Source organism: Microbacterium sp. ZOR0019 (assembly GCF_000800925.1).
GTDB classification, from domain to species: Bacteria; Actinomycetota; Actinomycetes; order Actinomycetales; family Microbacteriaceae; genus Microbacterium; species Microbacterium aurugineum.
On record NZ_JRKC01000016.1, the window covers coordinates 26,763 to 39,971 of the forward strand.

The 13,209-nt window shown below is 70.6% G+C and carries 16 protein-coding genes; 4 read left to right on the plus strand and 12 right to left on the minus strand.

Going from position 1 to position 13,209, the window contains the following annotated elements; all coding sequences use genetic code 11:
- Positions 1–64: 64 nt before the first annotated feature.
- From L978_RS05155 to L978_RS05205, 11 genes are all read right to left on the minus strand, one after another.
- Positions 65–514 (minus strand): hypothetical protein, encoded by a 450-nt coding sequence (locus L978_RS05155; RefSeq protein ID WP_047520990.1) that lies wholly within the window; start codon positions 512–514, stop codon positions 65–67.
- Between the two features lie 95 nt (positions 515–609).
- On the minus strand, positions 610–1,932 hold the full coding sequence (gene hemL, locus L978_RS05160; RefSeq protein WP_047520991.1) for a glutamate-1-semialdehyde 2,1-aminomutase: 1,323 nt from the start codon (positions 1,930–1,932) through the stop codon (positions 610–612).
- 75 nt (positions 1,933–2,007) lie between these two features.
- A complete protein-coding gene (hemB, locus tag L978_RS05165; RefSeq protein ID WP_081996927.1) occupies positions 2,008–2,985 on the minus strand; it encodes a porphobilinogen synthase in 978 nt (325 codons plus the stop codon).
- On the minus strand, positions 2,982–3,782 hold the full coding sequence (locus L978_RS05170) for a uroporphyrinogen-III synthase (protein ID WP_047520995.1): 801 nt from the start codon (positions 3,780–3,782) through the stop codon (positions 2,982–2,984). The genes hemB and L978_RS05170 overlap by 4 nt, the downstream gene beginning before the upstream one ends.
- Positions 3,779–4,774, minus strand: a complete 996-nt coding sequence (hemC, locus tag L978_RS05175; RefSeq protein WP_047520997.1) for a hydroxymethylbilane synthase — start codon at positions 4,772–4,774, stop codon at positions 3,779–3,781. Before hemC ends, L978_RS05170 begins: the two co-directional genes overlap by 4 nt.
- A 5-nt stretch (positions 4,775–4,779) precedes the next feature.
- Positions 4,780–5,460, minus strand: coding sequence for a hydrogen peroxide-dependent heme synthase (gene hemQ, locus L978_RS05180; protein ID WP_047520999.1), 681 nt, complete (start codon positions 5,458–5,460; stop codon positions 4,780–4,782).
- Positions 5,461–5,537: 77 nt separating this feature from the next.
- A complete protein-coding gene (locus tag L978_RS05185; protein ID WP_047521001.1) occupies positions 5,538–5,810 on the minus strand; it encodes a hypothetical protein in 273 nt (90 codons plus the stop codon).
- Positions 5,797–6,204 carry a phage holin family protein gene (locus L978_RS05190; protein ID WP_021198266.1) on the minus strand — a complete coding sequence of 136 codons (408 nt, stop codon included), beginning with the start codon at positions 6,202–6,204 and terminating at the stop codon, positions 5,797–5,799. The genes L978_RS05185 and L978_RS05190 overlap by 14 nt, the downstream gene beginning before the upstream one ends.
- Before the next feature lies 1 nt (position 6,205).
- Positions 6,206–6,637 carry a hypothetical protein gene (locus tag L978_RS05195; protein WP_047521004.1) on the minus strand — a complete coding sequence of 144 codons (432 nt, stop codon included), beginning with the start codon at positions 6,635–6,637 and terminating at the stop codon, positions 6,206–6,208.
- 148 nt (positions 6,638–6,785) lie between these two features.
- Positions 6,786–8,363, minus strand: coding sequence for a protoporphyrinogen/coproporphyrinogen oxidase (locus L978_RS05200; RefSeq protein ID WP_047521005.1), 1,578 nt, complete (start codon positions 8,361–8,363; stop codon positions 6,786–6,788).
- Between the two features lie 26 nt (positions 8,364–8,389).
- A complete protein-coding gene (locus L978_RS05205; protein ID WP_047521007.1) occupies positions 8,390–8,722 on the minus strand; it encodes a metalloregulator ArsR/SmtB family transcription factor in 333 nt (110 codons plus the stop codon).
- A 67-nt stretch (positions 8,723–8,789) separates the two neighbouring features.
- On the opposite strand from L978_RS05205, the gene L978_RS05210 reads away from it, so the two are divergent.
- Entirely contained in the window at positions 8,790–9,701 is a 912-nt protein-coding gene (locus tag L978_RS05210) for an NAD(P)H-binding protein (RefSeq protein WP_047521009.1), read from the plus strand.
- Between the two features lie 59 nt (positions 9,702–9,760).
- Here the strand turns inward: L978_RS05210 and hemE are convergent, their stop codons facing one another.
- Positions 9,761–10,783, minus strand: a complete 1,023-nt coding sequence (gene hemE / locus L978_RS05215; protein ID WP_047521011.1) for a uroporphyrinogen decarboxylase — start codon at positions 10,781–10,783, stop codon at positions 9,761–9,763.
- A gap of 86 nt (positions 10,784–10,869) precedes the next feature.
- Here hemE and L978_RS05220 point away from each other — a divergent pair, with 86 nt between their 5' ends.
- The 3 genes from L978_RS05220 to L978_RS05230 are packed head-to-tail and all read left to right on the plus strand — an operon-like array spanning position 10,870 to position 13,198.
- Entirely contained in the window at positions 10,870–12,171 is a 1,302-nt protein-coding gene (locus tag L978_RS05220; RefSeq protein ID WP_047521013.1) for a glutamyl-tRNA reductase, read from the plus strand.
- Positions 12,172–12,203: 32 nt separating this feature from the next.
- Complete coding sequence (locus L978_RS05225; RefSeq protein ID WP_047521014.1) at positions 12,204–12,776, plus strand: HhH-GPD-type base excision DNA repair protein; 573 nt, start codon at positions 12,204–12,206, stop codon at positions 12,774–12,776.
- Positions 12,773–13,198 (plus strand): DUF1801 domain-containing protein, encoded by a 426-nt coding sequence (locus tag L978_RS05230; RefSeq protein WP_047521016.1) that lies wholly within the window; start codon positions 12,773–12,775, stop codon positions 13,196–13,198. Before L978_RS05225 ends, L978_RS05230 begins: the two co-directional genes overlap by 4 nt.
- The last annotated feature ends 11 nt before the right edge of the window (positions 13,199–13,209 follow it).

Sequence of the window (13,209 nt, forward strand, 5' to 3'; positions counted from 1 at the left end):
CCTGACGGCTGCGGAGGGCGTTCCCTGTCGTGGAGCGCGGATTCGCGCGTCGGTCGCCCTGTGCTCAGGCGGGCCGGGGGCGGATGACCGGTCGGCGGCTCCCCTTCGTCACGGGGGTCGGCGCCGTGGCGACGATCTCCTCGACGTTCGCGGGCTCCGAGGACACGTCGAGTCGGAGCGCTTGCGTGAGCGCGAGGCCGTGCCGGGTCGTGAGGATCAGGCGGCGGTACTGCTCGTCGCCCTCGAGGTCGATGACGACGCTCGGGCGACGGCGGCGGATGAGCACGAAGTCGAGGCTGCCCGCGGCCTTCCAGCTTCCCGCGGCCAGGACGCCGGGGATGTGCGTGCCGGGATTCGGCACCCCTCGCAGCCAGGTCCATGCGTCGTCGGTCAGCTGGACCTTGGTGATGGTGTCGCGCACGATCCGGAGGTTCTCGCGGTGGAAGGTCGCGGCTCGTTCCAGCGGCGAGAGCACGACTTCGAGTTGCGTCTGGTCCAGCAGCAACGTCACCATGACACTTAGTCTGCCAGCGCCGTCCTGCCAGTTGTCTGGAAGTTGCTCACAGGAACGCAACGATCCCTTGTGGGGTCACGCCATTCCCCGGCGCGCTACGGGCGAGCCGCCGCCGCGGCCTCCGCGGCAGCCGGCAGCGCCGCTTCGATGAGCCGGAGCTCCTCGTCGCCGTGCGCGGCGGTCAGGAACCAGGCCTCGAAGACACTCGGCGGCAGGGCCACACCCTGCTCCCGCAGCGAATGGAAGAACGGCGCATAGCGGAACGACTCCTGCGCCTGGGCCTCCGCGTAGTTCCGCGGCACGGAGGCGCGGAACGAGGCGCTGAACAGGTTGCCCGCCCGCGCGACCGCGTGAGTGACCCCGGCAGACGTGAGCGCGGCATCCAGGGCCGCAGAGAGCCGAGCGGAGGCGGCATCGATGGTCGCATAGACCTCGGGCGTCGCGAGTCGCAACGTCGCGAGGCCCGCCGCGACCGACAGCGGATTCCCCGAGAGCGTCCCCGCCTGATACACCGGCCCCAAGGGAGCCAGCAGGTCCATGACCTCGGCCCGCCCACCGAGCGCGGCCAGCGGCATCCCCCCGCCGACGACCTTGCCGAAGGTGACGATGTCGGGCAGGTAGTCCTCGCCCTCCGAGGCCTGCAATCCCCAGAAGCCTGAGGGGTGCACGCGGAACCCGGTGAGCACCTCGTCGAGGATCATCAGCGCACCGTGCGCGTGCGCGGTCTCGGCGATCAGGCGGTTGAATCCCGGCACCGGCGGGACGACGCCCATGTTCGCGGCCGACGCCTCGACGATCACGGCCGCGATCCGCTGTCCGTGCTCGGCGAACACCGCGGCCAGCGCCTCGGGATCGTTGTACCCGATCACGAGCGTCTGCGCGGCGATGGGAGCCGGTACTCCTGCCGATCCGGGGAGCGCCAGGGTCGCGACACCGGAGCCCGCTTCTGCGAGAAGACCGTCCGAGTGGCCGTGATAGTGCCCGGCGAACTTCACGAGCAAGTCGCGGCCGGTGGCTCCGCGCGCGAGACGGATCGCCGTCATCGTGGCCTCGGTCCCGGTGGACACCAGTCGAACGCGCTCGATCGGGCGGATCTCACCGAAGCGGACCCGGTCGGCGATCAACGCCGCGAGTTCCACCTCGCCCTCGGTCGGAGCACCGAACGACAGCCCGCGGGTCGCGGCCTCCTGCACCGCGGCGACGACTTCCGGGTGCGCGTGTCCGAGGAGCGCGGGCCCCCACGAGGCCACCAGGTCGACGTACTCGCGCCCTGCCGCATCCGTCACCGTGGCGCCCGTGGCCGACGCCAGGAAACGCGGTGTCCCCCCGACCGAACCGTAGGCGCGCACCGGCGAGTTCACGCCGCCGGGGATCACCGCCCTGGCAGCGGAGAACAGGTCGTCATTGCGGTCGGTCATGAAAGCTCCTTGCGATGCACGGAGCCGTCCCGGCATCCCTTCCAGGCTAACCGTCGTGCACGGTCTCCGAAGACGTCAGTCGCGCAGCCAGGCCGCAGCCTCGGTCGCCCAATAGGTCAGCACCGCATCCGCGCCTGCCCGTCGGATCGACAGCAGGGATTCGAGCACAGCGGCCCGCCGGTCGATCCAGCCGTTCGCGCCGGCGGCCTCGATCATCGCGTACTCGCCGGAGACCTGGTACGCCCACACCGGAACGCTCACGGTGTCGCGCACCTCCCGCAGCACGTCGAGGAACGCCATCGCCGGCTTCACCATCACGATGTCGGCGCCCTCGGCCTCATCGACGACGGCCTCACGCACGCCCTCGCGGCGGTTGCCGGGGTCGAGCTGGTACGTGCGCCGGTCACCCTGCAGCTGCGAGTCGACAGCCTCACGGAACGGTCCGTAGAAGGCGCTCGCGTACTTCGCGGCGTAGGCGAGGAGAAGCGTGTCGGTGAAGCCCTCGGCATCCAGGGCAGCGCGGATCACCGCGACCTGGCCGTCCATCATGCCGGAGAGCCCGAGGAGCTGCGACCCGGCCCGCGCCTGTGCGAGCGCCATCGAGGTGTACCGCTCCAGCGTCGCGTCGTTGTCGACCGAGCCGTCGGCCGCGAGCACGCCGCAGTGACCGTGGTCGGTGAACTCGTCGAGGCAGAGGTCCGTCTGGACCACGAGTGCGTCGCCGACCTCGGCCGCGAGCGCCGCCGTGGCGAGGTTGAGGATGCCGTGCGGGTCGTCGGCGCCGGAGCCGCGGGCGTCGCGGACCTCCGGGACGCCGAAGAGCATCACACCGCCGACACCCGCTTCCGCCGCCTCCACCGCTGCCGCGCGCAAGGAGTCGATCGAGTGCTGCGCGACACCGGGCATCGAGCCGATCTGCACCGGTTCGGTTAGTCCTTCGCGGACGAACAGCGGGAGCACGAGCTGCCGCGGCTCCAGCGAGGTCTCGCGCACGAGGTCGCGCACGGCCCGAGACCGGCGCAACCGCCTCAGGCGAACATCGGGGTAGCTCACGGTGCGAACTCGTCGGCCGCGTGCGGAAGGGTGAAGTGCGAGACGGCGTCGATCAGTGCGTCGATCGTCTGCCGGTCGGCGACCACCGACACGGGCAGTCCTGCGAGCTGGGCATCCCTCGCCGTCCGTGGGCCGATCGCGGCGAGCAGCGTCTCATCCGGGATCTCCGGGAACTGCTCGCGCACCTGCTGGGCGACCGAGCCGCTGGTGACGAGGATCGCGTTGATGCGGCCGTTCTCGACATCGCGGCGGATGCGCTCCGTCACCGGGACGCCGACCGTCCGGTAGGCGACGACACCGTGGACATCGTGCCCCGCCTCGGAGAGCAGACGGCTGAGCACCGGCTTGGCGATCTCGCTGCGCAGGGCGAGGATGCGGCGCGGTTCCTTCTCGAGTCCGATGAGCTGCCGCGCCATCCCCTCGGCGGAGTTGTCCTGCTCGGGGACGAGCGCGACCTCGTAGCCGACGGCCTGCAGAGCAGCGGCCGTCGTCTCACCGACCGCGGCGATCTTGGTCGATCGCGGCACGATCGCCCGATGGGCGAAGAGGACGTCCACGGTCGTCGCGCTAGTGATCGTGAGCCAGTCGAACTCTCCGGCGGCGAGCTGCGCGAGCGCGGTGTCGAGCGTCGCCTGGTCGGTGGTCGGGGCGAAGTTGATCAGCGGCGCCACGACGGGGACGGCGCCCAGCGCCCGAAGGCTCGCGGCGACGCTGTCGCCCCACGGCCCGCCACGGGGCACCAGAATGCGCCAGCCGTCCAGCGGTCGGTCCTGCTTGATTTCTTCGGAAGTGGTCATGAGGATTGCTCTCGGGATACGAGGCCGGCCGCCCCTTGATCGAGCAGCCGACGGGCAACAGTGAACCCGAACTCGCGCGCTGCGTGCATCGGGTCTGCACCATCGGCAGCATCCGCTCCATTGCCACTGCCGTTCCGACGAATATACTCCCCGTTCAGGTCTTCGGTGACGTCGAGGCCGATCCGGCGCCCACCGTCCGTCGCGTAGACCACCGTTCTGACACGGATCGACGAGCCGTCGACGACGGCGTGCGCGGCCATCGGCGCCTGGCATCCGGCGTCGAGTCCCTGCAGGATCGCGCGCTCCACCGTGATGGCCAGCCGGGTGGCCCTGTCATCGAGACCGGCGAGGGCGTCGAGCAGCTCCCGGGGCGCGTCCGCACGGGTCTCCACCGCGAGCGAACCCTGCCCCGGAGCGGTCGGCCACTCGGCGAGCCCGAGCTCCTCGCGCTGGAGGGGAGTCCTCGCATCGAGCCGCGACAGCCCTGCCGCAGCGAGGATCACGGCATCCAGCTCGCCCGAGACGACCCGCGCGAGACGTGAATCCACGTTCCCCCGGATGTCGACGACCTCCGCACCCGGCGCACGCCGGTGGACCTGGGCGATGCGCCGCGGAGAACCGGTGCCGATCGTGCTGCCGGAACGCAGCTCGTGGAGCGGGACGCCGTCACGGGTGAGGACCACGTCTCGCGGATCCTCCCGTTTCGGCGTCGCGGCGATCACGAGCCCCCCGGGGACTGCGGTCGGCAGGTCCTTGAGCGAGTGGACGAGGAAGTCGCACTCCCCCGCGAGCAGCGCCTCGCGCAATCGCGTGGCGAAGATGCCCTGGCCACCGATCTCGGACAGGGAGGCACGGTTCGTGTCGCCCTCGCTGGTGATCGGGACGAGTTCGACAGGGCGACCGGAGAGCTTCTCGAGCGCGGTCGCGACATGGCCCGACTGCGCCTGCGCGAGCGCGCTGCGACGGGTTCCCAGACGGATGGGGGTGCTCATGGCGCTTACTGGAGGACGTCCGCGATCTCGTCGAACCGGAGCCTGCGCCCCGTGTAGAAGGGCACCTCCTCCTTCACATACATCCGGGCGTCCGTGTAGCGCAGGTCCCGCATGAGGTCGACCAGGTCGGTGAGCTCATCGGCCTCGAGCGGCAGCAGCCACTCGTAGTCGCCGAGCGCGAAGGACGCGACCGTGTTGGCGAGGACGCCGGTGAACGCCGCACCCCGGCGTCCGTGGTCGGCCAGCATCGTGCGCCGCTCCTCCTCCGGAGCGAGGTACCACTCGGGCGTGCGCACGAAGGGGTACAGGCACAGCCAGTCCTTGGGCTCGATACCGCGCAGGAATCCGGGGACGTGTGCGCGGTTGAACTCGGCATCGCGATGGACGCCCATGACGTTCCACACCGGGAGGAGCGGACGCAGGAGCTCGGTGCGGCGCAGGCGTCGAAGGGCCTTCTGCAGCTCTTCCGCGGTGTCGCCGTGCAGCCACACCATGAGATCAGCGTCGGCCTTGAGTCCGGAGACGTCGTAGAAGCCGCGAACGGTCACCCCGGAGTCCTCGATGTACGCGACGATCGTCTCGAGCTCCGTCGACTCGCTCTCCGTCACGGGAACATCGGGATTCCGTCGCCAGACGGCCCAGAGTGTGAAGCCGGACGGGTTCTCAGCGCTCTCTTCGGACATCATGCTCCCCAGTCTGCCTCGTTTGTGCAGGAGCCGCTAATCACCCCAGAAGCGGTCCCGACCTCTCGGAACTCCGCGCGTCAGCGGGAGATCACGCGCGCGATCGCCCAGACCGCACCGCCCACGGCCGCAGCGACGCCGACGGCCGCGGCGATCGCACCGATCGGGTTGCGATCGGCGAACACCCGGGCCTTGGCGGCGGCGCGCGTGGAGGCCTTCTCGAGACGGCGCGGCAGGTTGCCCTTGACCTCGATGGCGGCGAGCGCGGCCTTCAGTTCCGCGCGCGCGGAGGCGACGGGGTCGACGATCCCGGCGGGGACGGCGGTGCGCGGCATCGACTCAGAATTCGTCATCGCCGGCCTCCTTCACGAGTCGGATGTCTTCCGCGACGGCCTGCGCCGGGTTCTGGCGCGCGAGGACCTTGCGGAACTTCAGGATGCCGAGCAGCGCGAACAGCAGCACGGCCAGGATCAGGATGCCGAACACGGCGATCGCCGAGAGCCACACGGGCCACCACGACGAGAGTCCGGCGATCGCGAAGACCAGGATCACGGGCACGGCCCAGAACAGGAAGAACAGCGCGACGAGGAACCAAACGGAGCCGATGCCGGCGTCCTTCGAGGTCCGCGAGATCCACGCCTTGGCGGCGTCGATCTCGGCCTTGACCAGATTCGTGACGAGCTCCGGCAGATCCCCGAGCAGGGTCAGCAGACTGTCGTCGGCACGATCACGGTAACCGCGGGGCATGTCAGGCGCCGGACTTCTTGGGAGCGGACTTGGTCGCCGCGGGCTTCTTGGCCGCAGGCTTCTTGGCGGCGGGCTTCTTGGCGGGCGTGCTCGCCGTCGCCTTCGCGGCCTCGACCGCTTCCTCGGTGGCTTCGGCGAGGTCTTCCGCCGCCTCGCGGCCGGTGGCGATGGCGGAGTCGAGCCGCTGACCCGGGGTGCCGTTGCCGCTGACGGACTTGGCGACCTTCACCACGCCGGTCCAGAGCGCTCCCGGCACGGCAGCGGCCTTGTCGCCGACGAAGCCCTTGACCTTGGTGACCTGCTCCTGCACCGGATCGAGGTTCCACACCTTCAGCCACTGCGTCTTGATCTGTTCGTAGCGCTCACGTCCGGCACGGGTGCCGAGGACGTAGCCCACGCCGAGTCCGACGACGAGTCCGATCTTCCCCTTCATGGGGTCTCCTCACCTTGTTCCGGTTGTCCGGCCAGCTTCGCCCGGCTTGGATCGACCGCAGGCTTCGCGCCCTGCGGCAGGTTCCCAGCGTAACCCCGTATGCCGATTTCGGCATCTATGCGCCGGAGGGTTGACACGGAGAGGTGTCTCAGTCCCACAACAGGGTGCGCCGCAAGCGGTCCGCCTCGTCCCGCGCATCCGGGATCACCTGCGCGAGCCCTGTTCCGGCGAGCCAGGCACCGACCGCAGCGAGGCCGGGAACCGCCTGAACCGCAGCCCGCGCGGCCCGACGCCGGGCCCCGGATCCGATGATCGACGCCGGCTGCGACTGCACGAAACGGCCGCGATGGGAGGCGAGGACGGCCGCGGGGGCGAGGGGGATGCCGAGCAGAGCAGCGGCTTCGCTGCGGGCGAGGTCCGCGGCGTCGGCATCGCTCAGCTCTGCAGTGGCGGCCGGTTCCCCCTGCGCGCCGAACGACACGCGGACGACATGGCGGTCTCCTGCCGCTTCACGCACCCACCCCCATTTCGCGGTCGAGTGTGTCAGCGCCTTGGCCGTGTGGCTGCCCGGCACCGTGAGTACGCCGGTGCCACGCGGGGTGGCATCCAACGCGGGCGCGTCGAGGATCAGGGTGACGATCTCGATCTCGGGCGAGGCCGCCGCCTCCGTCTTCCGGAGATCGGGCACCACCGAGGAGAGGAGTTCCCGCGCCGTGGACTCGGGCGTCGCGATGATGACGGCGTCGGCGGCGAGCTCTTCGACCACCGGAGCAGCGGATTCCACGGCGGCGGCACGCAACTCCGTGACGACCGCGGCCTCGTCGTCGGTGACGGTGGGGAGGTCGACGACGGGCGCAGTCTCCACCTCCACCGTCCAGGCCGCCCCGGCCCGGCGCACGCTGCGCACCCTCACTCCCGTCCGCACGTCGGCGTCGAGGCGTCCCAGATCGGCGGCGAGCGCGTCGACGAGGGCGCTCATGCCGCCGGAGAGTCCTTCGACCGCCGCTCCGGGCGTCTTGTCCGCCGCGCTCGCCGTCGCCGCCCTCGCCGTGGCCGCCTCGTCACGGAGCGACTGCACCGCACCGGAGAGGGAGCCGACGCGGGTGAGCGCGGCGTTGAGACCCGGAGCAGCCACGTCGATGTCGACGTCGTCGGGAGACGCGGAGTAGACGCCGGTGGTGACGGGCGCGACGAGACGGTCGCGCACCTTGGGTCCCATACGCGAGGCGACCAGCTTGCCGAGACTGAGCTGGTGGCCGATCGTGAGGGGCGGCCGGACCCGATCGAGGTAGGCGCGCCAGACGCCCGACCATCCGATGATCCGACGCACGTCGTCCTGGAACGGGTTCGCGGGGATCCCCAGGATCCCTCCGACCGGGAGCGGTGCCGCGCCCACGCCGGGGATGCCGGCCAACCAGGCGGCGCCCGCCTGCGGAGCCACGATGCGATCTGCGAGGCCGAGCTCCTCGACGAAGGCGCGCACGTGTCCGCCCCTGGTCGCATAGCTCTCAGCCCCGGCATCGACGACGACGCCGTCCAGCTCGATCCGACGGATCGCGCCCCCCGGTTCGTCCGCGGACTCGAGCAGGGTGACGCGCATGCCGACCTTGGCGCACTCCCGCGCCGCGACGAGGCCGCCGATGCCGCCACCGATCACGACCACGTGCTTCTGCGCCGCGCGGGCGGCGAGATCGGACGGCTCTGCAGAGGAGGGGTCGGGCGTCATGCCCTCAATTCTCCCACCGGTGCGGATCAGGCCCCGACGGGCTCAGAACTGCCGCGTCCACGCTTGCGGACCTCGCGCAGCACGATCTGCTCGGGGCACACCGTCGAGAGGAAGTCGCCGACGGAGAGCGCGAGCCGTTCACCGACGAGCGAGTAGAGGATGCGGTTGGCGTCGCGGCGCTCGGTGACGAGTCCGGCCTGGCGGAGCACGCTCAGGTGACGGGAGATGGTCGGCCCGCTCGCGGAGAAACGCGAGGCGATCTCGCCGGCCGCGAGTTCCCCCTCTTTCAGATCCTGCAGGATCTGGCGCCGGGTGGGGTGCGCCAGCGCCGCGAAGATGTCGCTCGCGCTGTCGGTCATGGTTGCAATATAGCACCTTTGCTAGATACTCTGTAGCCGCGTAGCTAATTAGCAAAGGAGAAACACCATGCGGGTAGCGATCACGGGCGGCACCGGATTCGTCGGCAGGAACCTCGCCGACCGCCTCGACGACGCGGTCGTGATCTCCCGCCGGAACGGCATCGAGATCACCGACGTGGAGGCCCTGAGTAAAGCCTTCGAGGGGTGCGACGCCGTGGCGCACTGCGCCGGGATCAACCGCGAGATAGACGGACAGACGTTCCGTCGCGTGCACGTCGACGGGACGAGGGCCGTGGTGGAGGCAGCCCGCCGCGCCGGCGTGCAGCGCATCGTCCTCGTCAGCTTCCTCCGAGCACGCCCCGACTGCGGCTCCGGATACCACGAGTCGAAGTGGGAGGCGGAGGAGATCGTCCGCGCCTCCGGCATACCGCACACCATCCTCAAGTCCGGGATGATCTACGGCCCCGGCGATCACATGGTCGACCACGTGACCAAGGCGGTGCGGACACTGCCCTTCTTCTGGACCGTCGGCTACCGCGAACGCACGGCACGACCGGTGCCCGTGGAGGACGCCGTCGACGTCCTCGTCGCCGCTCTCGAAGGCCGCATCGAGGAGCCGACGATCGCGGTCATGGGTGCGGATGAGGTCACACTCGGCGAGGCGATCCGTCGCATCGCCCGTGTCGCCGGACGCCGTCCCGCGTTCCTCCCGGTGCCGACCTGGATCGTGCGGGCGCTGGCCCAGGTGACCGAGTGGACGATGGTCGTCCCGCTCGTGGCGAAGGCTCAGGCACGGATGCTCGCGGAGGGCGTGAGCGAGGCCGCACCGTTCGCCCCCGAGGCACCGATCGGCATCCGCCCGGCCCGGGCGTTCGACGACGAGCGCATCCGCGCGGCGCTCCCGGCCGGGGGCTTCACTCTCGACGACCTGCGGATCATGCGTCGTCTGCGGCGGACTGCTGGCCCTCGAATCGCGTGAATGGTCGCTTTCGCGTCACGGATGCGACACTTCGCGCGACTCGAAAGCCGATCTGATCGTCAGAGGGAGTGCGCCAGCTCGACGATGCGGGTGAGCTGGTCGGGGTCCGTCTCGGGCGGGACGCCGTGTCCGAGGTTGAGGATGTGGGCTCGCGCCGCTCGACCGCGATCGATCACGTCGCGCACATGAGCCTCCAGCACCGGCCACGGGGCGGCGAGGAGCGCAGGATCGATGTTGCCCTGCACCGTGACGTGCGGTCCGAGGATCGCGGCCGCCTCATCGAGGCGCTGTCGCCAGTCGACGCCCACCCCGTCGGCCACGCCGTCGAGGCGCATGTCGGCGAGGAACGGCCCCGTGCCGACGCCGAAGTGGATGGTCGGAAGGCTGATGTCTGCGAGCGCGGCGTGGGAGTGCGGAGCCACGAACGCGCGGTAGTCGGCGGTGCTGAGCGATCCGGCCCAGCTGTCGAACAGCTGCACGACGGAGGCCCCGGCATCCCGCTGGGTCTCCAGGAAGCGACGGGAGACACGCGCCAGCCATCCGGCCAGCCGGTTCCACGATTCCGGGTCGGAGTGCATCATGGCCCGCGCACGCAGATGCTCCTTGGAGGGGCCGCCCTCGACGAGGTAGGCCGCGAGCGTGAACGGCGCACCGGCGAAGCCGATCAGCGGGGTGTCGCCCAGCTCCGCCGTGACGATGCCGACCGCCTCCGCGATGGCCGTGCCGTCCAGGTCGTCCGGATCGATGGCGGTGACACGATCGACGTCGGATGCCGTGCGCACCGGGTCCGCGAACACCGGACCACGCCCGGGCTCGATCTCGACGTCGACCCCGGCCAGACGCAGCGGGATGACGATGTCGCTGAAGAACACCGCCGCGTCCACCCCGTGCCGGCGCACCGGCTGCAGCGTGATCTCGGCAGCGAGATCCGGGGTCAGGCAGGCGTCGAGCATCCGGGTCCCGACGCGCAGGTCACGATACTCGGGCAGCGACCTGCCGGCCTGCCGCATGAACCAGACCGGGGTGCGGGCGGGACGGTCGCCGGCGAGGGCGCGCAGAAGCGGGGCGTCGGTGAGGGCCATGTCCCCATCCTCGCATTCCGCCCTTATGGAGCCGCCGAGTCGGGCCGTGCGACTCCCCGCTCTCCGCGCTCCGGTACAATCGAAACGTGCTGCTGTGTGTGACGGCGAGTCACAAGACCGCCTCCTTCGAACTGCTCGAACGCCTGAGCCGCACCCCCGACGACGTCGCTCCCACTCTCGTGGGCATGACGCCGTGTGTGCAGGGTGCCGTGGTCCTGGCGACGTGCAACCGGTTCGAGGCGTACGTCGAAATGGACGAACCGGTGACCGCAGCCGGTGCGATCGGCGTCGAGGCCGTCATCGAAGCGGTCGAATCCGCGACGGGCATCCCTGCCGCCGAGCTCGACGGTGCCTACGCCGTGCACTCGGGACGCCGCGTCGCCGAACACCTCTTCTCGGTCGCCTCCGGTCTCGAATCCGTCGTCTCCGGCGAGGGCGAGATCGCCGGGCAGGTCCGCCGCGCCCTCACGTCCGCGCGCAAGGGCGGCACAACCTCCCCCGAACTCGAACGCCTCTTCCAGCGTGCGAGCCAGGCGCAGCGCAAGGTCAAGAACGTCACCGCCCTCGGCCGCGCGGGCCGCTCGCTCGTGCGCCTCGCCTTGGAACTCGCCGACAGCCGCATCGCCGACTGGGCCGCCGAGCGCGTGCTACTGGTCGGCACCGGAGCCTATGCCGCGGTCACCCTGGCCACGCTTCGTGAGCGCGGCGCCGTGAACATCTCGGTGTACTCGCCCTCGGGCCGCGCCGAGGTCTTCGCCGCGAAGCACGGCATCCGTCCCATCGCCGCCGACGAGTACGCCCGCACCGCCGCACGCTCGAGCCTGCTCATCACGTGCACCACCGCCACGGAGCCCGTGCTCGGCCCCGAGCACCTGCAGCTTCCGACCGGACCCGCCGCTGTCGGCTGCCCCGTCGGCGCCCACAGCCGGCTCGTGGTCGACCTCGGCATGCCGCGCAACGTCGACCCCGCCGTCGCCTCGCTCGAGGGCGTGGCCCTGCTCGACCTCGAGACCATCCGCCTCCACGCACCGCTCGAAGAGCTCCAGGCGACGGATGCCGCGCGCACGGTCGTCCGCGAAGCCGCCGAGACCTTCCACGTGGTGGGCGCACGACAGAGCGTGACCCCTTCGGTCGTGGCTTTCCGCTCACACATCTTCGAGTTGCTCGAGCGTGAGATCGATCGTGCTCGCGCGCGCGGCGACGAGGACGGCAAGGTCGAGCAGGCTCTGCGCCACCTCTCCGGCGTTCTGCTGCACACCCCGACCGTGCGCGCGCACGAGCTCGCCGCCGCCGGTCGCGCCGACGAGTTCACCGCCGCGCTGTCCGCGCTGTACGGCATCGCACCCGAAGCCGAGACCTCCGCCGCGGACGACGCCGCGACCGCCTGACACGCTCCGGCGCGGGGTGGGACACTGGAGGCATGGCCCTTCACATCACCGGAGACACCGCCGCCGACGACCTGCTCACGAACAACCCGCTCGCCCTGCTGGTGGGGATGCTGCTCGACCAGCAGGTTCCGATGGAGACCGCATTCGCCGGTCCGCTCAAGATAGAGCAGCGCACCGGAGCTGCCGACGCCGCGACGATCGCCCACATGGCGCCGGACGAGTTCCTCGAGGCCTTCAGGCAGACCCCCGCGGTGCACCGGTTCCCCGGATCGATGGCGACCCGCGTGCAGACGCTGTGCCAGACCCTCGTCGACGACTGGGACGGAGACGCCGCCGCGCTGTGGACCGAGGGAGCCCCGTCGGGACCCGAGGTGCTGAAGCGCCTGAAGGCGCTCCCCGGCTTCGGCGAGCAGAAGGCCAAGATCTTCCTCGCGCTCCTGGGCAAGCAGTACGGCTTCACGGGCGAGGGCTGGCGCGAGGCGTCCGCTCCCTACGGCGAGGACGGCTCCTACCGCAGCGTCGCCGACATCGTCTCGCCGGACTCGCTCACGAAGGTGCGTGAGCACAAGAAGGCCATGAAGGCCGCGGCCAAGACAGCGAAGTGAAGCCGACCGGGGATGACGTCGCGGGACTCATCGCCCGCTCCTCCCCCGCGGCCCGCCGTCGGGACGCCGAGACCCTGACCGCGCTCCTGCAGGAGATCACCGGACGCGAACCGCAGACCTGGGGCACGATCATCGGGTTCGGCTCCTGCCACTACCGCTACCCCACCGGCACGGAGGGTGACAGCGGGCTGCTCGGTTTCGCTCCGCGCAAGGCTGCGACGACGATCTACCTGTTCGACGGAGTGGCCGCGCACGCCGAGGCCCTGGCCGAGCTCGGACCGCACACCACGGGCGTCGGATGCCTGTACATCAAGGATCTGGAGCAGATCGACCTCGACGTGCTGCGGGGCATCCTCGAACGCTCACTCGCCTGGGTCGAGGCGGGCGGCACCTCCGAGGTGCAGCTCACCGTCACGGGCTGACCCCCCGCCCC